Genomic DNA, 20,403 nt, shown 5'->3' with positions numbered 1-20,403 from the left:
GTGGCAGCCAACGACCGGGCAGCAGCTCCCGGAAAGTCCGGTGGGAGCTCCGGTGCCGATGGCCTGATGCGCGCCTCACTGAGCGCCGTGGCCCCAGGCACGGCGCTGCGCGACGGGCTTGAACGGATTCTCCGCGGCAACACCGGCGGACTCATCGTGCTGGGCTCCGACAAGACCGTCGAAGCCATGTGCACGGGCGGTTTCGTGCTCGATGTCGAGTTCACGGCCACGCGCCTGCGTGAGCTGTGCAAGCTGGACGGCGGCATCGTCCTGGCCTCGGACCTGTCCAAGATCCTCCGCGCGGGCGTCCAACTGGTCCCCGACCCGACGATCCCCACCGAGGAGACAGGCACCCGGCACCGCACGGCCGACCGCGTGAGCAAGCAGGTCGGCTTCCCGGTGGTGTCCGTCTCCCAGTCCATGCGGCTGATCGCGCTGTACGTCGACGGTCACCGGCGGGTCCTGGAGGACTCCGCGGCGATCCTGTCCCGCGCGAACCAGGCCCTCGCCACCCTGGAGCGGTACAAGCTCCGCCTCGACGAGGTCGCGGGCACGCTGTCGGCGCTGGAGATCGAGGACCTCGTGACGGTCCGGGACGTCTCGGCGGTCGCCCAGCGACTGGAGATGGTCCGGCGCATCGCCACCGAAATCGCCGAATACGTGGTCGAACTGGGCACGGACGGCCGCCTCCTCACCCTCCAGCTCGACGAGCTGATCGCGGGCGTGGAGCCGGAGCGCGAGCTGGTCGTCCGGGACTACGTGCCCGAGCCGACCGCCAAGCGTTCCCGCACGGTCGACGAGGCCCTCCACGAACTCAACGCGCTCCCCCACGCCGAGCTCCTCGAACTTCCCACCGTGGCCCGCGCCTTCGGCTACACCGGTTCCCCCGAGGGCATGGACTCCGCCGTCTCCCCGCGCGGCTACCGCCTCCTCGCCAAGGTGCCGCGCCTGCCCGGCGCCATCATCGACCGCCTCGTCGAACACTTCGGCGGCCTCCAGAAGCTCCTCGCCGCGAGCGTCGACGACCTCCAGACGGTCGACGGCGTGGGCGAGGCCCGCGCACGGAGCGTCCGCGAGGGCCTGTCACGCTTGGCGGAGTCGTCGATTCTGGAGCGCTACGTCTAGCTCACGCCTGACGTCCGCCCTCTCTCAGCCGGTCCGGCGTTCGAGGACAAGGCCGAAGGCCGACGGGGGTTGGGGGCACAGCTGGGGGCACAGCCCCAGACCAAGCCGTCCCTGACGCCCGTCAGTCCTTCGCCAGCACGAAGGACTGACGGGCCGTGGCCAGCCCGGGCGCCTTCGCCTCCACGAGATACGTCCCGGCCACGGCCGAACCGGCCGACGGAGTCGCACAGTTGGGGGCGCTGGGGTCCCGGTTCCACTCCACGGTGTAGGTGACCCGGTCCCCGGCCGGCACCTTGAACACCAGGCTGCCCGCGGTCTCATGGCAGTCGTCGGACGCCCAGAACGTGTCGTCCGCGTCGGCCGCGGTGATCGTCACGACCGTGTTGTCCGGCCCGAGGTCGAGCTTGCAGTCACTGCCGGAGGAGTTGCGGGCGATGAGTTCGAACGTGGGGTTCACCGCGGGCTCGTAGGAGTTACGGACACTGCGCACGGTCAACTTCACGGCAGCGGCGGTGCAGTCGGGCAGGCTGGACCCCGCCGGCACCTGCTCACCGGAACTGCTCCCGTTCTTGCCCCCGTCGTCCGACGTACCGCCCCCGGCGGCACCGGACCCACCACCGGCACCCCCTGACCCTGACCCCGACCCCGAGTCCGAGCCGGAACCACTGCCGGAACCCGAACTGTCGCCGCCGGAACTCGACTCGTCCCCCGACTCGTCACGTCCGCCCGGGGCTTCACTGATCGCGGGACCGGAACCGGACGGGCCGGGAGTGATGGAGGTCGCGGGGTTCTTGCCGTCGGGCTCGCCCGCGTTGTTGTCACCGTTCCCGCCACCGCCGGCGACGACCCATACGACCAGCAGCGCCAGCAGACCGACGACGGTCAGCAGAATGGCCCTCCGTCGCCAGTAGATGGTGGAGGGAAGCGGCCCGATCGGATTGCGCAGAGATCCCACGGCGCAAACTGTACGAGAGATCCGCCCCGTCGCTCGCCCCACCCGCCGCCCTAAACCTCAACTTTTACGGATCATCATCCCGGTCGTCCCGACCACCGCCCCGACCCGGCGGTCCACGATCGCCGTACGTGATCAGAAGGCCTGCGCACACACCGTCCGTAACCGGCACCGGCTCGTACGAACGTCACGAACTCCCGACCCCCCACCGCCCGTTCACGAAATCCACGCACGCGAAATCCACGCGAACGAAACCGACCACCCGCCTCCCAACCCCTCCTGCCACAATCGTCACCCCCACCGGAGCAGGCTGGAGAACACGATGAGCGGATCAGAATCAGACGCACCTGTTTCGAGGCCGCTGCGGAAGCTGGGCTTTCTGACCATCGGGCTGTTCGACGCGGCCGACCCCCGCGGGGGCCACGAATCGACCCTGGAGATCATCGAACTGGGCGAACGGCTCGGCTTCGACAGCGCGTGGCTGCGCCACCGTCATCTGCAGTACGGCATCTCCTCCCCCGTCGCCGTCCTGGCCGCCGCCTCGCAGCGCACGAGCCGTATCGAACTGGGCACCGCCGTCATCCCGCTGGGCTGGGAGAACCCACTGCGGCTCGCCGAGGACCTGGCCACGGTCGACCTGCTCTGCGGCGGCCGGCTCAACCCGGGTGTCAGCGTGGGACCGCCGATGCACTACGACACCGTCAAGCCGGCGCTCCACCCGGACACCGCCGACGCCGAGGACTTCAGCTTCGAACGGGTCCGGCGGCGCCTCGGCTTCGTGCGGGGCGAGGCGGCCACCGACTTCAGCGGCACCGAGGGCTTCGAGGTCTTCTCCGACCGGGTCCAGCCGTACTCCCCCGCCTGGGCGCTCGTCCGTGGTACGGCGGCGGCAGCCTGCGGTCGGCCCGCTGGGCCGGGGAGAACGGCATGAACTTCCTGACCAGCAGCGTCGTCAAGGCGGAAGAGGCCTCGGGCCCGGCCGACTCGGCCGACTTCGCCGAGATCCAGCTCTCCCACATCCGGGAGTTCCGCGCGCACCACCCCGACGGCGAGCGTGCCCGCGTCTCCCAGGGACTCGTCGTCATCCCCACGGACTCCGCGACGGCCGAGCAGCGCGCCAGATACGAGGCGTACGCGGCCGAGCGCCTGCCCCGCACGACCGCGCCGCAGGGCCCCGCCCGCCTCCTCTTCGCCCCCGACCTCGTCGGCACCTCCACCGAGATCGCCGAGCGACTCCACGCGAACGTCGCCTTCCGCGAGATCGACGAGGTCGCCTTCGCCCTCCCCTTCACCTTCGCCCACGACGACTACGTCCAGATCCTCACGGACATCGCGACGAAGCTTGGCCCACAACTGGGCCGGCCCGCGTGACCCAGGAGGCTCGGGCGCCGAAAGCGAAAAGCACGGGGCGCAGCCCCTGCTTTTCAGGGGCGCGGGGAACTGCGCGACCAGCCCCCACGCACCCGCACCCGCCAACCCACCGCACCGCCCACGACGCGCCCCCACCCACCCAGCGGAGCGACATGGCAGGATCGATGACGCCATGACTGCACCCACAAAACCCAAGCCCCTGCCCCTGCACACCCCGGTGATCTCCTGGTTCGAGACGCACGCCCGTGACCTGCCCTGGCGGCGGCCGGAGGCCGGCCCGTGGGGGGTGATGGTCAGCGAGTTCATGCTCCAGCAGACCCCGGTCAATCGCGTACTGCCCATCTATGAGCAGTGGTTGGCCCGCTGGCCCCGGCCGGCGGACCTCGCGAAGGAGCCGCCGGGCGAGGCGGTGCGCGCCTGGGGCCGCCTCGGGTACCCGCGGCGCGCGCTACGGCTGCACGGCGCGGCGGCGGCCATAACGGAACGGCACGGCGGGGACGTACCGCGGGATCACGCGCAGTTGCTCGCGCTGCCCGGCATCGGTGAGTACACGGCCGCGGCGGTGGCGTCGTTCGCGTACGGGCAGCGGCACGCGGTGCTGGACACCAATGTCCGGCGCGTCCTGGCCCGTGCGGTCACCGGCACGCAGTACCCGCCGAACGCCACGACGGCGGCCGAGCGGAAGCTGGCCCGGGCGATGCTGCCCGAGGACGACGGGACGGCGTCCCGCTGGGCGGCCGCGTCGATGGAGCTGGGCGCGCTGGTGTGCACGGCGAAGAACGAGACGTGCGCGCGCTGTCCGATCGCCGGGCAGTGCGCCTGGCGGCTCGCCGGGAAGCCCGCGCACGAGGGTCCGGCCCGGCGCGGTCAGACGTACGCCGGTACCGACCGCCAGGTCCGCGGCAAGCTCCTCGCCGTACTGCGGGACGCGATCGCGCCCGTACCGCAGGCGGTTCTCGACCAGGTGTGGGACGAGCCCGTACAGCGCGCCCGCGCTCTCGACGGTCTGGTCGCCGACGGGCTGGTGGAACCCCTTCCGGACGGGCTGTACCGCCTCCCCCTCACCTGACCGCGTCCACAGCCCGCACCTCGCCGAGGCATCACCGCGACACAGACCCGATGGGTGAGCGGGCGGTGCCCGGCGAGGCAAATCACCCCATCACCACCCAGAAACCCGTCCCGCCCTACCCCGTACCTACTTCCGTTACACAACCGACGGACAGCCGAGCGTTCTCCGCAGGCTGCCTCGGACACCTCCGTGACAACCCCTCCGTAACTTCATTGGCGTACCGCAGGCACCCGCGAGAACGAACCAGCGGATCCGGCGGAACGAACGACACGAAGCGGCGGACAGCCGGCGGCGCGCGAGCGCGGATGCCGGAAACGGGGACGGAGGCGGTTGATCATGGCGCACGGCGAGGTGCTCGAATTCGAGGAGTACGTCCGTACCCGGCAGGACGCGCTGCTGCGCAGCGCCCGCCGGCTCGTGCCGGACCCGGTGGACGCCCAGGATCTGCTGCAGACGGCGCTGGCGCGGACGTACGGGCGCTGGGACGGCATCGCGGACAAGCGGCTGGCGGACGCGTATCTGCGCCGGGTCATGATCAACACGCGGACGGAGTGGTGGCGAGCTCGGCGGCTGGAGGAGGTCCCCACCGAGCAGCTGCCGGACGCGTGCATCGACGACTCCACCGAGCAGCACGCGGACCGCGCCCTCCTCATGGACATCATGAAGGTGCTCGCTCCCAAGCAGCGCAGTGTCGTGGTGCTGCGACACTGGGAGCAGATGTCCACGGAGGAGACGGCCGCCGCCCTCGGCATGTCGGCGGGGACGGTCAAGAGCACCCTCCACCGTGCGCTGGCCCGGCTCCGCGAGGAGCTGGAGTCGCGGGATCACGAAGAGCGCGCCGTCCGCGTGCTCGAAGCGAGCAAGGAGCAGGAGCGTTGCGCGGCCTGAGCACGGCGGCCGGCCCCGGTCCGGGGGCCAGGCAGGCCACCAAGGCGGTGATCACGGCGGTGACCGTGCTCGCCGCCCTCGGCCTTTCCGTCTCCGCCTGCGGCACGGGCGGGACCGGCGCACGCGACGAAGGGCCGGCCGACAGCGACTCCCTCGCGGCGGGCGCGGCCTCACCGTCCGCCGCCGCCTCGGCCGACGCCCAGGTCAGTGCCGGTTCCGACGCGGAACATCCGAGCGTCGGCGAGGTCGTCCGGATGGTGCGGGCGGACCCGCGGGTCAGCAAGGCGGTGAAGGACGACCTGGAACCCTGTGTGGCCGACGAGTACCCGGTCGACGTGACGTACGGCGGGCTCACCGGGGCTTCGACGGACGACATCGTGGTGAATGTGATGACCTGCGCGGACGCCGTCGGGGTGGCCTCGTACGTGTACCGCCCGGAGAAGGGGACGTACCGGAGCGTGTTCCTCTCCGAACAGCCCCCCGTCTACACGGAGATCGACCGGGGCGACCTCCTGGTCACCAGACAGCTGTACGAGAACGGCGATCCGTCGTCGTACCCGTCCAGCGAGGAAGTCACCACCTACCGCTGGATCAAGGACCGTTTCGTACAGCGGTCCAGTACGCGCACCGAGTACAACACGGCGGTGGGCGGCACGGAGACGGCCACCCCCGAACCGAGTTGAGAAGTGGACGAGAACACCGGATGGCAGAGCAGACCCATGTCCTGTTCGTCGAGGACGACGACGTCATCCGTGAGGCCACCCAGCTCGCGCTGGAGCGGGACGGCTTCGCGGTCACGGCCATGCCCGACGGGCTGTCGGGCCTGGAGGCGTTCCGCGCGGACCGGCCCGACATCGCCCTCCTCGACGTCATGGTCCCGGGCCTCGACGGGGTCTCGCTGTGCCGCCGTATCCGTGACGAGTCGACCGTCCCGGTGATCATGCTCTCCGCGCGCGCCGACTCCATCGACGTCGTGCTGGGCCTGGAGGCAGGCGCCGACGACTATGTGACCAAGCCGTTCGACGGTGCCGTACTGGTCGCCCGGATCCGCGCGGTGCTGCGGCGCTTCGGCCACGCGAGCGGCGGTGCCGCCAGGGCCGAGGACGCCGCCGACGCGGGCGCCGCCGCGGTGCTCACCTTCGGCGAGCTGGAGATCGACACGGAGGGCATGGAGGTACGGAGATCCGGGGTGCCGGTGGCGCTCACCCCGACCGAGATGCGGCTGCTCCTGGAGTTCTCCTCGGCCCCCGGCACGGTCCTGTCCCGCGACAAGCTGCTCGAACGCGTGTGGGACTACGGCTGGGGCGGCGACACCCGGGTCGTCGACGTCCATGTGCAGCGGCTGCGGACGAAGATCGGTCAGGACCGGATCGACACGGTCCGCGGCTTCGGCTACAAGCTGAAGGCCTGAGCGGGCGGGGCCGGCATGAACATGAGGAGGATACGAAGAGGGCGGGGCCGGATGTCGTCAGGCGCCGTCGGCCTCGGGCCGGGTCCCGGCCCGGGCATCCGTACCGGTCTGCGCTGGCAGCTGAGCGCGGCGATCGCGCTGGTCGGCGCGCTGGTGGCGATCGCGCTGAGCCTGGTCGTGCACAACGCGGCGCGAGTGTCGATGCTCGACAACGCGCGCGATCTGGCCGACGAGCGCCTCCAGGTCGCTCAGCGCATCTACGAGTCGGGCCGCACGCTGAAGTCCGGGGCCTTCGGGGTGCAGATCGACGACCCCGGCATCCCGGGGGACCTGCGGGCCAAGACCGAGGAGGGCCGCCGGGCCACCTATGTGTCCGAGGGTGCGAACGGCGTGCCCGACATCTGGGCGGCGGTCCCGCTGAAGGACGGCCATGTGCTGTCCCTGAACACCCGCTTCACCGACCACAGCTCCACGGTGATGAGGGATCTCGACCAGGCCCTGCTCATCGGTTCGATCGCGGTCGTCTTCGGCGGCTCGGCACTCGGTGTGCTCATCGGCGGCCAGATGTCCCGCCGGCTGCGCAAGGCGGCGGCCGCCGCGCACCAGGTGGCCAGGGGCGAGTCGGACGTCCGGGTCCAGGACGCGATCGGCGGTGCCGTACGTGACGAGACGGCCGAGCTGGCGCGGGCCGTGGACGCCATGGCCGACACCCTGCGGCAGCGCATCGAGGCGGAGCGCCGGGTGACCGCGGACATCGCCCACGAGCTGCGTACGCCGGTGACGGGCCTGCTCACCGCGGCGGAACTGCTGCCTGAGGGCCGCCCGTCCGAACTGGTCCGCGACCGGGCGCAGGCGATGCGCACCCTCGTCGAGGACGTCCTGGAGGTGGCCCGTCTCGACGGCGCCTCGGAGCGGGCGGAGCTGCAGGACATCCTGCTGGGCGAGTTCGTGGCCCGGCGGGTGGCGGCGAAGGACGCGGGTGTGCGCGTACAGATCGTCCATGAGTCGGCGGTGACGACGGACCCCCGGCGCCTCGAACGTGTCCTGCTGAACCTGCTGGCCAACGCGGCGAAGCATGGCAGGCCGCCGATCGAGGTCTCCGTCGAGGGCCGCGTCATCCGGGTCCGCGACCATGGCCCCGGTTTCCCCGAGGACCTCCTCGCGGACGGCCCCCGCCGCTTCCGCACCGGCGCCTCCGACCGGGCCGGCCAGGGCCACGGCCTCGGCCTCACCATCGCCGCCGGCCAGGCCCGGGTCCTCGGCGCCCGCCTCACCTTCCGCAACGTCCGCCCCGCCGGAGCCCCGGACGACGTGCCGGCGGAGGGGGCGGTCGCGGTGCTGTGGCTCCCGGAGCACGCTCCGACGAACACGGGCAGCTATCCGATGCTGCCGTTGTCGGGGGACGGGTGAGCCGACCGCGCACGCGCGCTGGCGCTCGCGCAGCCCCTGCTTTTCAGGGGCGCGGGGAACTGCGCGACGAGCCACGACGCACCCGCGGACAAAGAACCGGGTTAAGAAGGGGCAGCGCCCCTGGGGGATGGGACGGGTAGGGGCGGCGGGGGCGACAATGCCCCCGTCAGACGCCGGCACCCTCCGCCGCGGAAGGCCCCCCGGCCCCCCGCAACGGCACCTCCTTGACGAACACCGCGGCGATCAACGCCACCACAGCCACGATCGCCCCGAGCAGGAACGCCGAGTGCGTCCCCGAAGCGACCGCGAACTGATACGCCTCCCGAGCCGCCGCAGGCAACTTCGCCAGGCTCGCCGCATCCAACTGCGCCGACTGCTCGGTCACCTTCGACCCCAGCGCCCCGGCCCGCTCGGCCATGACGTCCTGCACCCGGTTGTTGAAGAGCGCCCCCATGACAGCCACCCCGAAGGACGACCCGAGCGTCCGGGACAACGTGCTGGTCGACGACGCGACCCCCATGTCCTTCATCTCGACGCTGTTCTGCGCGACCAGCATGGTGATCTGCATCAGACACCCCATACCGGCACCCAGCACAGCCATGAACACCCCGGACGTCACCCGGCTCGTACCGGTGTCCATCTGCGCCAGCAGGAACAGCCCCACGATCATCAGGACACTCCCGACGAGGGGAAAGACCTTGTACCGCCCGCTCCCCGTGGTCACCCGCCCGGCGATCATCGACACCGCGAGCATCGCCCCCAGCATCGGCAGCAGCAACAGCCCGGAGTTGGTGGCGGACGCGCCCTGCACCGACTGCTGGTACAGCGGCAGGAAGAGCACCGCGCCGAACATCACGAACCCGGTGAAGAACCCGATCACGGCCATCAGCGAGAAGTTCCGGCTGCGGAAGATATGCAGCGGAATCACCGGCTCCGCCACCCTGGTCTCCACGAAGAAGAACCCGGCCAGCGAGGCCACGCCGATCGCGATCAGCTCCATGATGACGGCCGAGCCCCACGCGTACTCGGTCCCGCCCCACGTCGTGACCAGCACGATCGCCGTGATGCCGATGGCCAGCAGCGCGGCCCCGAGGTAGTCGATGTTCCGGGCCGACCTGCCCTCCCGCGAGGGCTTCGGCAGATGCAGTACGGCGCTGACGGCGAGCAGCGCCACCACGCCGAGCGGCAGGTTGATGTAGAAGGACCAGCGCCATCCCCAGTGGTCGGTGATGGCCCCGCCCACCAGCGGTCCGGCGATCATGGCCAAGGCCATCACGCCGGCCATCATCCCCTGGTACTTGCCCCGCTCCCGCGGCGGTATCAGGTCGCCGATGATCGCCATGACCCCGACCATCAGCCCGCCGGCCCCGAGCCCCTGCACCGCCCGGAACGCGATCAGCTGGTCCATGTCCTGGGCCATCCCGCTCAGCGCCGAACCGATCAGGAAGATCACGATCGAGGTCATGAAGACCCCCTTGCGGCCGTACAGGTCGCCGAGCTTGCCCCAGATGGGAGTGGAGGCGGCGGTCGCGAGCGTGTACGCGGTGACGACCCAGGAGAGCTGTCCCAGGCCCCCGAGCTCGCCCACGATCGTCGGCATCGCGGTCCCGATGATCATGTTGTCGAGCATCGCGAGCAGCATGGCGATCATGAGCGCGAGCAACACCACCCGGACACTGCGCGGCTGCGCCCCGTCGGCCACAGCGGCCGCATCAGACGCACCGGGGGCGTCGCCCCCCACCCCACCGCCCGCTTCCTTCTCGACAACCCTCTTCGTATCCCTCTTGGTATCCGCGTCCATTACGGTCCCTCCACTCCCCCCGGAGCTCTGCGCACTTGCCTGCGGTGCCCTTGCTCTCCGCCACTTACTTGCCGACCGGCAAGTTGTCTACACTAAGGGAAGCTAGGTCCGTAACTAGCCGGTCGTCAAGTAAGTATCACGGTCTTGGCCGAGGCTTGACCGACCCGGGCCTTCCGTGACGGCGAGGAGTGACGAGGATGAGCGACACGACGGACGGTGGCGGCACGGCCGCCCCGACGACGAGGCGGCACCGCCGGGGGAACACCCGTCAGCGCATCCAGGACGTGGCCCTCGAACTCTTCGCGGAGCAGGGATACGAGAAGACCTCGCTGCGGGAGATCGCCGAGCACCTCGACGTGACGAAGGCGGCGCTCTACTACCACTTCAAGACCAAGGAAGACATCCTCATCAGCCTCTTCCAGGATCTGCGGCGCCCGATCGACGAGCTCATCGAGTGGGCCGGCCACCAGCCGCGCACCCTCGACACCAAGCGGGAGATCCTGCGCCGCTACAGCCTGGCCCTGGCCGACGTCGCCCCCCTCTTCCGCTTCATGCAGGAGAACCAGGCGACGGTACGCGAGCTGAGCGTGGGCGAGACCTTCAAGGACCGCATGATCCGCCTGATCGACACGATCAAGGAACCGGACGCCGCCCTGACCGACCAGGTCCGCTGCACCAGCGCCCTGTTCACCATGCACGCCGGCATGTTCGTCCTCCGGGACGTCGAAGGCGACCCCGAGGCCAAGCGCGAGGCGGTCCTGGAGGTCGCGATCGACCTCGTGACCCAGGCACACGGCGGCACCCGAAGCACTTGACGGCCCCCGACGACCACGCCCGCACGACTCCGTACGGCGGGACTCAGACGGTGACGCCCTTGGTCCGCAGGAAGGCGACCGGGTCGAGGGCGGAGCCGTAGTTCGCCGTCGTCCGGATCTCGAAGTGCAGGTGCGGCCCGCTGGAGTTGCCGGTGTTGCCGGAGAAGGCTATCCGCTGGCCGGTCTTGACGACCTGCCCGACCTTCACGGAGACCTTCGAGAGATGGGCGTACTGGGAGAACGTGCCGTTGCCGTGCTTGACGACGACGGCGTTGCCGTACGCGGAGCCGTCACCGGCGCCGTTGCCGCCGGCCTTCACGACGGTCCCGCCGTGCGCGGCGACGACGGACGTACCGCTCTTGACGGCGAAGTCCTGCCCGCTGTGCTTCGCGGACCACATGTTCCCGGCCTGCGCGAACCGCGCGCTCAGCTTGTATCCCTTGACCGGGCTGGTCCAGGAGGGGGCCTTCTTGGCGGCGGCGGCCTGGACACCGGCCACGGCCTGGGTGGTACCCGAGCTCTGAGCACCACCGGCGGCGGCCGCGACCCCGACCCCCAGCACACCCGAGAGCCCCATCCCGACGGCCACCACGGCGGCCCGGACACGGAGCTGGGACGTACGGGTACGGGGAGTGCGAACACGCTGCGACATGGAGTACCTCACGGGGAACGGAGACAAGGACAGTGCCTCGACGGACACGAATCCCACCCGGCGCACATCTGCGGCCGCCGAACGGGACACCCCTTGGTACCCCGACCTCCCGAACCACCTCAAACGTGTGACCTACGACCGAACTTCGTACTCCATTGCAAACCCCCCCGCTTCTTGACACCACCCCACAAACCCACCCTCACCTGCACTTCACCGCCCACACCCCGCACCCCGCACCAAAAAGTCCGCTTTGCCCCCATGGCTCCGGTCCACTATTCCGCCTAGTACCGGACAAATCCCCTGTGCGGCATGTCACCGGCCCCCCGGTTCAAAGAACACCGGAATGTGACGCGGGCTACCAAGCGGACAAGCGGGCCCCGGACCCGCCGAGCATCCGCGGACTCGCCCGACGAGCTGGTCGAACGACGAGGGCTGGGCCGCCGGGGAAAGCGGCGGCTTCGGGCAGCTCATCCACGGGGCTCCCTGCCGGGCATGAAAAGGCCGGGCACCCTTCCGCGGTCTGCGTCATACGCACTCGGAGAAGAAACGGAAGCTCGCCAAGCTCTCCGAAAGGCTCACTCTCCGGAGGAAAAGCCCGGAGCTCTTCCCCGGGCCCAAAAAAGGGCTGCCCCAGGACCGAAGTCCCGGGGCAGCCCCTCCGTTCAAGCTGAGCGCAGCGGCTACGCTTCCTTGCTCAGGTTGGGTCCCGCGCCGCCGGCCGCCTGCTCGATCGGCGGGACGTCGGGCAGCGCCGACTTCTCCTCACCCCGGAAGGTGAAGGTCACCGCCTCGCCCTCGCCCTCGGTGTCCACGACCACGATGTGACCGGGGCGCAGCTCGCCGAAGAGAATCTTCTCGGAGAGGGTGTCCTCGATCTCGCGCTGGATGGTCCGGCGCAGCGGCCGGGCGCCCAGCACGGGGTCGTAACCCTTCTTGGACAGCAGCTCCTTTGCGGACTGGGAGAGCTCGAGGCCCATGTCCCGGTCCTTCAGGCGCTCGTCGACCTTGCCGATCATCAGGTCGACGATCTTGAGGATGTCCTCCTGCGTCAGCTGCGGGAAGACGACCACGTCGTCGACGCGGTTGAGGAACTCGGGCCGGAAGTGCTGCTTGAGCTCGTCCGAGACCTTGTTCTTCATGCGCTCGTAGTTGGTCTTCTTGTCTCCGGAGGCCGCGAAGCCCAGGTTGAAGCCCTTGGAGATGTCCCGCGTGCCGAGGTTGGTCGTCATGATGATGACCGTGTTCTTGAAGTCCACGACCCGGCCCTGGGAGTCGGTCAGGCGACCGTCCTCCAGGATCTGCAGCAGCGAGTTGAAGATGTCCGGGTGAGCCTTCTCGACCTCGTCGAAGAGAACGACGGAGAACGGCTTGCGGCGGACCTTCTCGGTCAGCTGGCCGCCCTCTTCGTAGCCCACGTAGCCGGGGGGCGAACCGAAGAGACGCGACACCGTGTGCTTCTCGCTGAACTCCGACATGTCGAGGGAGATCAGCGCGTCCTCGTCACCGAAGAGGAACTCGGCGAGAGCCTTGGAGAGTTCCGTCTTACCGACACCGGACGGGCCCGCGAAGATGAACGAACCACCGGGACGCTTCGGGTCCTTGAGGCCCGCACGCGTACGACGGATCGCCTTCGACAGCGCCTTGACGGCGTCGATCTGGCCGATGACCCGCTTGTGGAGCTCGTCCTCCATGCGCAGCAGACGCGAGGACTCCTCCTCGGTCAGCTTGAAGACCGGGATGCCCGTGGCGGTCGCGAGGACCTCGGCGATCAGCTCGCCGTCGACCTCGGCGACGACGTCCATGTCGCCGGCCTTCCACTCCTTCTCCCGCTTGGCCTTGGCGGCCAGGAGCTGCTTCTCCTTGTCGCGGAGGGAGGCGGCCTTCTCGAAGTCCTGCGAGTCGATCGCGGACTCCTTGTCCCGGCGGACACCGGCGATCTTCTCGTCGAACTCGCGGAGGTCCGGCGGCGCGGTCATCCGGCGGATGCGCATCCGGGAGCCCGCCTCGTCGATCAGGTCGATCGCCTTGTCGGGGAGGAAGCGGTCCGAGATGTACCGGTCGGCGAGCGTCGCCGCCTGCACCAGGGCCTCGTCCGTGATCGAGACGCGGTGGTGCGCCTCGTACCGGTCACGGAGACCCTTGAGGATCTCGATGGTGTGCGGGAGCGAGGGCTCTGCGACCTGGATGGGCTGGAAGCGGCGCTCCAGGGCCGCGTCCTTCTCCAGGTGCTTGCGGTACTCGTCCAGCGTGGTGGCACCGATGGTCTGCAGCTCACCGCGGGCCAGCATCGGCTTCAGGATGGAAGCCGCGTCGATGGCGCCCTCGGCGGCACCCGCACCGACCAGCGTGTGCAGCTCGTCGATGAACAGGATGATGTCGCCGCGGGTACGGATCTCCTTGAGCACCTTCTTCAGGCGCTCCTCGAAGTCACCGCGGTAGCGGGAGCCGGCGACCAGCGCGCCGAGGTCGAGGGTGTAGAGGTGCTTGTCCTTGAGGGTCTCGGGCACCTCGCCCTTGACGATGGCCTGGGCGAGGCCCTCGACGACGGCGGTCTTGCCGACGCCGGGCTCGCCGATGAGCACCGGGTTGTTCTTGGTACGGCGGGACAGCACCTGCATGACCCGCTCGATCTCCTTCTCGCGCCCGATGACCGGGTCGAGCTTGGACTCACGAGCGGCCTGGGTGAGGTTCCGGCCGAACTGGTCGAGGACCAGGGACGTCGAGGGGGTGCCCTCGGCGGGACCGCCACTGGCGCCGGCGGTCTCCTTGCCCTGGTAACCGGAGAGCAGCTGGATGACCTGCTGCCGCACCCGGTTGAGATCGGCGCCCAGCTTGACCAGGACCTGGGCGGCGACGCCCTCGCCCTCACGGATCAGGCCGAGCAGGATGTGTTCCGTGCCGATGTAGTTGTGGCCCAGCTGAAGGGCCTCGCGGAGCGACAGCTCCAGGACCTTCTTGGCACGGGGGGTGAAGGGGATGTGCCCGGACGGGGCCTGCTGCCCCTGCCCGATGATCTCCTCCACCTGCTGGCGGACCGCCTCGAGCGAAATCCCGAGGCTCTCAAGGGCCTTGGCGGCGACACCCTCACCCTCGTGGATCAGGCCCAGGAGGATGTGCTCGGTGCCGATGTAGTTGTGGTTGAGCATCCGGGCTTCTTCCTGAGCCAGGACGACAACCCGCCGCGCGCGGTCGGTGAACCTCTCGAACATCGTTAATCGCTCCTCAGAGCGGTCAGGCAGTGGGGGGAACTTCCCCTCCCTGTCCTTCCGCAGCTTAGTCCCGCAAGCGGGGACCGCTCATTCCAACTGCCGACACCGTCGATGGCCTCCTGACCCCGAACGCCGACATCTGCTCCAACCCGATGGTGCGAGACGATGTTCCCGCAGGCCAGGCAGTTACCCCCACCATCAGTACGCCGATGGCGAACGTGAGACGGCCTTTCCTGCATGTCGCCCCCTCCCACTAGGGATGTCTTACCCGCAGGCACTGACACTCCATGCCGGATGCACCGGTTCCCTCCGCTAAGGGCGAACATCCTTGTGTCGCTGCACATCGCGGAACGCCCCCTTTCCCGGCACTCTTCGCATCGGATTCAATACCCAGCGTAACTCTGGGCTCCTTCGCACGGTTGCTCCTGGCATGACCATCGTCCCCCTTCCCCGCCGACCGCTCGACCCGAGCGACAATTCGGGCGGCATTTCGGGCGCTCTCGCGTGCGACGCGGTGCGGCATTGGTACGAGAACGATCTCGGCTGGGCGACCGTGCCCGGGACGCCTGTACACCTCATTACGGGCCTGCGCTTCGATGTACTCGACGTACCGGTGGAGGCGGGGATCGCGGCGCTCAGGCATCTGGGCCCGATCCCGGGGCCGGGCTCGCCGGTGGCCCTGCACGGCGGGCGGCTGCGGCTGCTGGTCGCGGCGGGCAGCGCGGAGGAGGTGCCGGGGCTGCTGGAGTGGCTGGACTGGGGCGGCCTCGACCTGGACCTCACAGCCGTGGGAACGGGCGGTCGCATGGCGGCACCCCCGCCTCCGGGCGGGGCCGGAGGGCACGGGGGCGTGGGGCCGGAGGCCGCATCACAGGGGGCCGCCGAGTGGTTGCGGCCCCCCGAGCCGGGGTGCGAGGTGGAACCCTCGCTGCCGACGATGTCGGCGCTGGGGGGCGGTGGGGGCGCCCCGGACCTCGTGCGGGTGGTGGACACGGTGGCCACGCACTGCCACCGCGTCCGGCTGCGGCGCGCGGGCACCCGGCCGTCGGCCTTGTCGTAGGCCGCTCGGCCGTCGACCGCCCACCCGTCGGGTTCTCAGCCGTTGGCCTTCTCGTAGGCCTCGCGGATGGAGGCGGGGACACGGCCGCGGTCGTTGACCTCGTAGCCGCTCTCCTTCGCCCAGGCGCGGATGGCGGCGGTGTCCTGGCTGCCTCCGACCGCCGCACGGGTCTTGCCGCGCCCGCCCGAAGCACGGCCGCCGGTACGCCGACCACCCTTGACGTAGGCGTCAAGAAGGCCGCGAAGCTTGTCCGCGTTGGCCGTCGTGAGGTCGATCTCGTACGTCTTGCCGTCCAGAGCGAACGTCACGGTCTCGTCCGCCTCGCCGCCGTCGAGGTCATCGACAAGAAGGACCTGAACCTTCTGTACCACCGGATTTCCTTTCATCGATAACTTCAGGGCCGAGGACCTGCGGCGTGTGCCGCTGTTTCACGTCCCCTGTTATATGCAGTACTGCAGTACGTCGGAAAGCAAACCGCTTTTCCAGGAAAAACACAAACCCCTGGCAGAGACCGGGGAGAGGATGAGGTGCCCGAGGAAGACCGGAAACATGCGCGTTTCGGACATAGGGCACCTGGGCGAGGCACGCCTCACCGGAATACGGCTTGAGCTTCGATGAGCTTCGCCGAGGTTCCTTGAGCTTCCTTGACGATGATCTTCCTTGACGATCCGTCGGCGATCACAGATGCAGAAGCATCCGGCTGTTGCCCAAGGTGTTCGGTTTCACTCGTTCGAGACCGAGGAACTCCGCGACGCCCTCGTCATAGGAACGCAGCAGCTCCGCGTAGACATCGGTGTCGACCGGAGTCTCACCGATCTCCACGAAGCCGTGCTTCGCGAAGAACTCGACTTCGAAGGTCAGACAGAAAACACGGCGAACACCCAGCCAGCGAGCGGTGTCCAGCAACTTCTCCAGCAACTGGTGACCGACACCGAGACCCTTGGCGTCCGGGTTCACCGCGAGAGTACGTACTTCCGCGAGGTCTTCCCACATCACGTGCAGTGCGCCGCAGCCGACGACCTCGGCTTCCGAGCCCGTGCCCCGTTCCGCGACCCAGAACTCCTGGATGTCCTCGTAAAGCGTCACCGTCGCTTTGTCGAGCAGGATGCGGCGCTGGACGAACGAGTCAAGGAGGGCGCGTACGTGCGGGACATCGCTGGTCCGAGCCCGGCGGACGGTGATGGCTTTTGTGGTGGCTACGGGACCCGTTGCTGGCATGAGCGGACGCTATCGCCCGGGGAGATCCGGGGATTCGCCGGGGGTCCCCTCTGTTTCGCCGGACGATTCGACGGATTCGCCGGCGGTTTCAACAGGGGTTTCGACGGCGGCGGGAGTCGGCGGGGCCGGTTCGGGGCCTTGCGCGATGCGTACGGCGTCGCTGAGCGCCTGCCGCTGTTCCTCGCTCATCATCCCGAAGAACGCGACGAGAGCGGCCGCGGGGTTGTCGCTCTGCGACCAGGCCTCGTTCATCAGAGCGGCCGCGTAGGCGGGGCGAGTGGAGACCGCCTCATATCGATAGGCCCGGCCTTCCGCCTCACGGCGCACCCAGCCCTTCTGATGGAGATTGTCCAGAACGGTCATCACCGTGGTGTACGCGATGGACCGTTCCCGCTGAAGGTCTTCCAGGACTTCCCGAACGGTGACCGGGCGGTTCCACTTCCACACCCGCGTCATGACCGCGTCTTCGAGTTCTCCCAATGGGCGAGGCACAGTTCCGCACGATATCCGGAGAGGGGGGAGAAAGGGTGCAAAAAGGGCGTACGACTCGAAAAACATACGAGCCGTACGCCGATGGGGCGCGGTGCCGGGCGTCAGGCGCCGGTGTCCCTGGGGTCGGAGGACCGGCGGGCCTTCTCCGCGCGCGCGAGCGCCGCGTCGACGGCCGCGTCCTCCTTGGCCTTGTTGGGGCCGCCCTGGCTCTTCACGATCACCCTGATGACGCCGATGAACAGCACGGCCATCACGAAGGGGGGCAGCAGCGCGGAGACGTAGTCCATGCGTCCAGGGTAGCCAGGGCTAGACGGCGGCCAGTTGCTGGGGCGGGTTGGCGGGCGGAGCCGCGGGTTTCCGCTTGGGCGGGAAGACCTCGCCGGGGGTGGGGACGGGACGGCGGCCCGGCTGCGGAGCGTCCGGACGGGGTACGGGGCCGGGCTTCTCGGCGGGCCGGGCGGGACGCGCCGGGCGGGCGGGATTCGGGTCCGCCCGCTCCAGGAGGCCGCCCGGGAGGGCGGTCAGCCGGAGCCGGGAGCGGGAGGCCGGGACGGCGGCCACCGGTGCGGGCGCGCGCCGCGCGAAGCGGGCGCGCACGTCCTGTTCCGCGAGGGGGCGGCAGCGCTCCAGGAGCGCCGCCACGGCCGGATTGCCGCGCAGGGCGCGCAGCGCGGCGAGGTCGTCCGGGCGGGGGCGGTACCCGGCGTCCAGGGCCTCCTGAAGGAGCGTCGCGTAGCCCGTCACCGTGCCGGGGAGTGCGGCGCGGTAGCGGGCGAGGTCGGCCAGCAGGAAGGCCCTCAGACGGGCGTTCTCGCGGGTCGCCTCGTCGACGGACTCGGCGAGCCGGAGGCAGTCCTGGACGTCCTCCGCCGAGGCGGGGCTGGGGTTGAGGGCGAGGGCGAGGGCACGGCGGAGCACACGAAGCTCCTCCGCGCCGAACGCCATGCCGCCGCGGGTTCCGTGGGGCGTGGGCATGGACGGAAAGATACGCGCTAATCAGACAAAAGAGGTGCGATGGGTGTGTGTGGCGCGGGGGTTTTTCGCCCCCGCCGCCCCTACCCGCCTGAAGGTGCCGGCCCGCCCTGCGAAGATCCGCGGGAGCGAGAACCCGAAGGCCTCAGAGCCGCGACACGTTCCGCTCGTACACCAGTCGCAGCCCGATCAGCGTCAGCCATGGCTCGTGCTCGTCGATCACCGAGGACTCGCCCAGCACCATGGGCGCCAGGCCGCCCGTCGCGATGACGGTCACGTCCTCGGGGTCGTCGGCGAGTTCGCGGACCATGCGTCCGACGACCCCGTCGACCTGCCCGGCGAACCCGTAGACGATCCCGGACTGCATGGCCTCGACCGTGTTCTTGCCGATCACACTGCGCGGCCGGGCGACCTCGATCTTGCGGAGCTGGGCGCCCTTGACCCCGAGCGCCTCGACGGAGATCTCGATGCCGGGGGCGATGACCCCGCCGACGTACTCCCCGCGCGCGCTGACGGCGTCGAACGTCGTCGCCGTACCGAAGTCGACGACGACGGCCGGGCCGCCGTACAGCTCGACCGCGGCGACGGCGTTGATGATGCGGTCGGCGCCGACCTCCTTGGGGTTGTCGGTGAGGATCGGCACGCCCGTCTTGACGCCGGGTTCGACGAGGACGGCCGGGACGTCGCCGTAGTAGCGGCGGGTCACCTCGCGGAGCTCGTGCAGGACGGACGGGACGGTGGCGCAGATCGCGATGCCGTCGATGCCGTCGCCCAGTTCGTCGCCGAGCAGCGGGTGCATGCCCATGAGGCCCTGGAGGAGGACCGCCAGTTCGTCGGCGGTGCGGCGCGCGTCCGTGGAGATGCGCCAGTGTTCGACGATGTCCTCGCCGTCGAACAGACCGAGGACGGTGTGGGTGTTGCCCACGTCGATGGTCAGCAGCATGGCCGTCCCCGCCCCTACTCGGCCGCGCGCAGGTCGAGGCCGATGTCCAGGATGGGGGACGAGTGGGTCAGTGACCCTACCGCCAGGTAGTCGACGCCCGTGTCCGCGTACGCCTTCGCGTTGGTGAGCGTGAGGCGGCCGGAGGCCTCCAGCACCGCCCGGCCGTGGACGATGGCGACGGCCTCCGCGCACTCGGTCGGGGTGAAGTTGTCCAGGAGGATCAGGTCGGCGCCCGCGTCGACGACCTCGCGGAGCTGGTGGAGGGTGTCGACCTCCACCTCGATGGGCACCTCGGGGAACATCTCGCGCACGGCCGTGAAGGCCTGGGCGACGCCGCCCGCGGCGACCACGTGGTTGTCCTTGACCAGCGCGGCGTCCGAGAGGGACATGCGGTGGTTGACCCCGCCGCCGCAGCGGACAGCGAACTTCTCCAGGGACCTGAGCCCCGGTGTCGTCTTCCGGGTGTCGCGCACCTTCGCCTTCGTGCCCTCCAGGGTGTCCGCCCACGCGCGCGTGGCGGTGGCGATGCCGGAGAGGCGGCACAGGAGGTTCAGGGCGCTGCGTTCGGCGGTGAGGAGGTCGCGGGTGGCTCCGGTGACGCTGAGGAGCTTCTGGCCTGCCTCGACGAGGTCGCCGTCGTCGACGTGCCGCTCGACCTCGAACTCGTCGGAGCAGGCCACCGAGAGGACCGCCTCGGCGATTCTCAGGCCCGCCACGACTCCGCCCTCGCGGGCGGTGAAGTCGGCGGTGGCGCGGGCGTCCCCGGGGATGGTCGCGACCGTGGTCACGTCCACGCCGTGGTCGAGGTCCTCCTGGATGGCGACGTTGGCGATGTCCTCGACCTCGACAGGGTCGAGTCCGGCGTCGGCCAGGAGCTGGGCGAGCGCGGGATCGAGCCCGCACTCTGCGTACACGTCGTATGCCTCGCCACTGAGTCCGTCGTCGGCGCCGCAGGCGCAGCCGTCGCCGCAGCCGCCGCTCTGGGCGAGGGGAAGGTCGGGAGTGCTCACGTCTG

19 protein-coding genes and 1 pseudogene are annotated in these 20,403 nt (G+C 69.8%); 9 read left to right on the top strand and 11 right to left on the bottom strand.

What is annotated here, in order from left to right; translation table 11 throughout:
* A complete protein-coding gene (gene disA / locus I8N67_RS20110; RefSeq protein WP_200304536.1) occupies positions 1 to 1,125 on the top strand; it encodes a DNA integrity scanning diadenylate cyclase DisA in 1,125 nt (374 codons plus the stop codon).
* 121 nt (positions 1,126 to 1,246) lie between these two features.
* Here disA and I8N67_RS20105 read toward each other — a convergent pair whose 3' ends face one another.
* Positions 1,247 to 2,080 (bottom strand): hypothetical protein, encoded by an 834-nt coding sequence (locus I8N67_RS20105; RefSeq protein WP_200304535.1) that lies wholly within the window; start codon positions 2,078 to 2,080, stop codon positions 1,247 to 1,249.
* 319 nt (positions 2,081 to 2,399) lie between these two features.
* On the opposite strand from I8N67_RS20105, the pseudogene I8N67_RS20100 reads away from it, so the two are divergent.
* The 6 genes and pseudogenes from I8N67_RS20100 (at position 2,400) to cseC (ending at position 8,226) form a co-directional block, all read left to right on the top strand.
* Positions 2,400 to 3,448 (top strand): annotated as a pseudogene (locus tag I8N67_RS20100) (LLM class flavin-dependent oxidoreductase).
* 172 nt (positions 3,449 to 3,620) lie between these two features.
* The gene (locus tag I8N67_RS20095; RefSeq protein WP_200304534.1) at positions 3,621 to 4,517 is read left to right on the top strand and encodes an HhH-GPD family protein; all 897 of its coding nucleotides are present in this window, start codon (positions 3,621 to 3,623) and stop codon (positions 4,515 to 4,517) included.
* 336 nt (positions 4,518 to 4,853) lie between these two features.
* Complete coding sequence (locus tag I8N67_RS20090; protein WP_200304533.1) at positions 4,854 to 5,405, top strand: SigE family RNA polymerase sigma factor; 552 nt, start codon at positions 4,854 to 4,856, stop codon at positions 5,403 to 5,405.
* A complete protein-coding gene (locus I8N67_RS20085) occupies positions 5,393 to 6,088 on the top strand; it encodes a hypothetical protein (protein WP_200304532.1) in 696 nt (231 codons plus the stop codon). The genes I8N67_RS20090 and I8N67_RS20085 overlap by 13 nt, the downstream gene beginning before the upstream one ends.
* Before the next feature lie 20 nt (positions 6,089 to 6,108).
* Positions 6,109 to 6,816: a two-component system response regulator CseB gene (cseB, locus tag I8N67_RS20080; RefSeq protein ID WP_200304531.1), complete on the top strand. Its 708-nt coding sequence runs from the start codon at positions 6,109 to 6,111 to the stop codon at positions 6,814 to 6,816.
* 15 nt (positions 6,817 to 6,831) lie between these two features.
* Positions 6,832 to 8,226 carry a two-component system sensor histidine kinase CseC gene (gene cseC, locus I8N67_RS20075; RefSeq protein ID WP_372443758.1) on the top strand — a complete coding sequence of 465 codons (1,395 nt, stop codon included), beginning with the start codon at positions 6,832 to 6,834 and terminating at the stop codon, positions 8,224 to 8,226.
* 166 nt (positions 8,227 to 8,392) lie between these two features.
* Here cseC and I8N67_RS20070 read toward each other — a convergent pair whose 3' ends face one another.
* Entirely contained in the window at positions 8,393 to 10,027 is a 1,635-nt protein-coding gene (locus I8N67_RS20070; RefSeq protein ID WP_267912787.1) for an MDR family MFS transporter, read from the bottom strand.
* A gap of 197 nt (positions 10,028 to 10,224) precedes the next feature.
* Between I8N67_RS20070 and I8N67_RS20065 the strand changes: the two genes are divergently transcribed.
* Complete coding sequence (locus tag I8N67_RS20065; RefSeq protein WP_200304529.1) at positions 10,225 to 10,842, top strand: TetR/AcrR family transcriptional regulator; 618 nt, start codon at positions 10,225 to 10,227, stop codon at positions 10,840 to 10,842.
* Positions 10,843 to 10,885: 43 nt separating this feature from the next.
* Here I8N67_RS20065 and I8N67_RS20060 read toward each other — a convergent pair whose 3' ends face one another.
* Together I8N67_RS20060 and I8N67_RS20055 are read right to left on the bottom strand one after the other, a co-directional pair.
* On the bottom strand, positions 10,886 to 11,494 hold the full coding sequence (locus I8N67_RS20060) for a M23 family metallopeptidase (protein WP_200304528.1): 609 nt from the start codon (positions 11,492 to 11,494) through the stop codon (positions 10,886 to 10,888).
* A gap of 680 nt (positions 11,495 to 12,174) precedes the next feature.
* The gene (locus I8N67_RS20055) at positions 12,175 to 14,703 is read right to left on the bottom strand and encodes an ATP-dependent Clp protease ATP-binding subunit (protein ID WP_200304527.1); all 2,529 of its coding nucleotides are present in this window, start codon (positions 14,701 to 14,703) and stop codon (positions 12,175 to 12,177) included.
* A gap of 430 nt (positions 14,704 to 15,133) precedes the next feature.
* Between I8N67_RS20055 and I8N67_RS20050 the strand changes: the two genes are divergently transcribed.
* Positions 15,134 to 15,763, top strand: coding sequence for an SCO3374 family protein (locus I8N67_RS20050; protein ID WP_200304526.1), 630 nt, complete (start codon positions 15,134 to 15,136; stop codon positions 15,761 to 15,763).
* A 35-nt stretch (positions 15,764 to 15,798) separates the two neighbouring features.
* Here the strand turns inward: I8N67_RS20050 and I8N67_RS20045 are convergent, their stop codons facing one another.
* The 7 genes from I8N67_RS20045 to nadC all read right to left on the bottom strand — a co-directional run bounded on the left by I8N67_RS20045 (position 15,799) and on the right by nadC (position 20,398).
* Entirely contained in the window at positions 15,799 to 16,134 is a 336-nt protein-coding gene (locus I8N67_RS20045) for a histone-like nucleoid-structuring protein Lsr2 (RefSeq protein ID WP_200304525.1), read from the bottom strand.
* A gap of 307 nt (positions 16,135 to 16,441) precedes the next feature.
* Complete coding sequence (locus tag I8N67_RS20040; protein WP_200304524.1) at positions 16,442 to 16,981, bottom strand: amino-acid N-acetyltransferase; 540 nt, start codon at positions 16,979 to 16,981, stop codon at positions 16,442 to 16,444.
* 9 nt (positions 16,982 to 16,990) lie between these two features.
* Positions 16,991 to 17,437 (bottom strand): BlaI/MecI/CopY family transcriptional regulator, encoded by a 447-nt coding sequence (locus I8N67_RS20035; RefSeq protein ID WP_234045969.1) that lies wholly within the window; start codon positions 17,435 to 17,437, stop codon positions 16,991 to 16,993.
* A gap of 137 nt (positions 17,438 to 17,574) precedes the next feature.
* Positions 17,575 to 17,760, bottom strand: a complete 186-nt coding sequence (locus I8N67_RS20030) for a hypothetical protein (RefSeq protein WP_200304522.1) — start codon at positions 17,758 to 17,760, stop codon at positions 17,575 to 17,577.
* Between the two features lie 19 nt (positions 17,761 to 17,779).
* The gene (locus I8N67_RS20025; RefSeq protein ID WP_200304550.1) at positions 17,780 to 18,418 is read right to left on the bottom strand and encodes a hypothetical protein; all 639 of its coding nucleotides are present in this window, start codon (positions 18,416 to 18,418) and stop codon (positions 17,780 to 17,782) included.
* A 172-nt stretch (positions 18,419 to 18,590) separates the two neighbouring features.
* Positions 18,591 to 19,388, bottom strand: a complete 798-nt coding sequence (locus I8N67_RS20020) for a type III pantothenate kinase (RefSeq protein WP_200304521.1) — start codon at positions 19,386 to 19,388, stop codon at positions 18,591 to 18,593.
* Positions 19,389 to 19,402: 14 nt separating this feature from the next.
* Positions 19,403 to 20,398: a carboxylating nicotinate-nucleotide diphosphorylase gene (gene nadC, locus I8N67_RS20015; RefSeq protein WP_200304520.1), complete on the bottom strand. Its 996-nt coding sequence runs from the start codon at positions 20,396 to 20,398 to the stop codon at positions 19,403 to 19,405.
* Between the last annotated feature and the right edge of the window lie 5 nt (positions 20,399 to 20,403).

This window comes from Streptomyces adelaidensis (assembly GCF_016598475.1).
GTDB classification, from domain to species: domain Bacteria; phylum Actinomycetota; class Actinomycetes; order Streptomycetales; family Streptomycetaceae; genus Streptomyces; species Streptomyces adelaidensis.
The sequence above is the reverse complement of the archived record's forward strand: the minus strand, read 5'-3'. Positions and strand labels throughout refer to the sequence as shown.

What these genes read in the sequence shown, in the direction of transcription:
- I8N67_RS20095 (WP_200304534.1), top strand. Translation starts at nt 3,621, where the DNA reads ATGACTGCACCCACAAAACCCAAGCCCCTGCCCCTGCACACCCCGGTG.
- I8N67_RS20090 (WP_200304533.1), top strand. Translation starts at nt 4,854, where the DNA reads ATGGCGCACGGCGAGGTGCTCGAATTCGAGGAGTACGTCCGTACCCGG.
- cseB (WP_200304531.1), top strand. Translation starts at nt 6,109, where the DNA reads ATGGCAGAGCAGACCCATGTCCTGTTCGTCGAGGACGACGACGTCATC.
- cseC (WP_372443758.1), top strand. Translation starts at nt 6,832, where the DNA reads ATGAACATGAGGAGGATACGAAGAGGGCGGGGCCGGATGTCGTCAGGC.
- I8N67_RS20070 (WP_267912787.1), bottom strand. Translation starts at nt 10,027, where the DNA reads ATGGACGCGGATACCAAGAGGGATACGAAGAGGGTTGTCGAGAAGGAA.
- I8N67_RS20065 (WP_200304529.1), top strand. Translation starts at nt 10,225, where the DNA reads ATGAGCGACACGACGGACGGTGGCGGCACGGCCGCCCCGACGACGAGG.
- I8N67_RS20060 (WP_200304528.1), bottom strand. Translation starts at nt 11,494, where the DNA reads ATGTCGCAGCGTGTTCGCACTCCCCGTACCCGTACGTCCCAGCTCCGT.
- I8N67_RS20055 (WP_200304527.1), bottom strand. Translation starts at nt 14,703, where the DNA reads ATGTTCGAGAGGTTCACCGACCGCGCGCGGCGGGTTGTCGTCCTGGCT.
- I8N67_RS20050 (WP_200304526.1), top strand. Translation starts at nt 15,134, where the DNA reads ATGACCATCGTCCCCCTTCCCCGCCGACCGCTCGACCCGAGCGACAAT.
- I8N67_RS20040 (WP_200304524.1), bottom strand. Translation starts at nt 16,981, where the DNA reads ATGCCAGCAACGGGTCCCGTAGCCACCACAAAAGCCATCACCGTCCGC.
- I8N67_RS20035 (WP_234045969.1), bottom strand. Translation starts at nt 17,437, where the DNA reads ATGACGCGGGTGTGGAAGTGGAACCGCCCGGTCACCGTTCGGGAAGTC.
- I8N67_RS20030 (WP_200304522.1), bottom strand. Translation starts at nt 17,760, where the DNA reads ATGGACTACGTCTCCGCGCTGCTGCCCCCCTTCGTGATGGCCGTGCTG.
- I8N67_RS20025 (WP_200304550.1), bottom strand. Translation starts at nt 18,418, where the DNA reads ATGGCGTTCGGCGCGGAGGAGCTTCGTGTGCTCCGCCGTGCCCTCGCC.
- I8N67_RS20020 (WP_200304521.1), bottom strand. Translation starts at nt 19,388, where the DNA reads ATGCTGCTGACCATCGACGTGGGCAACACCCACACCGTCCTCGGTCTG.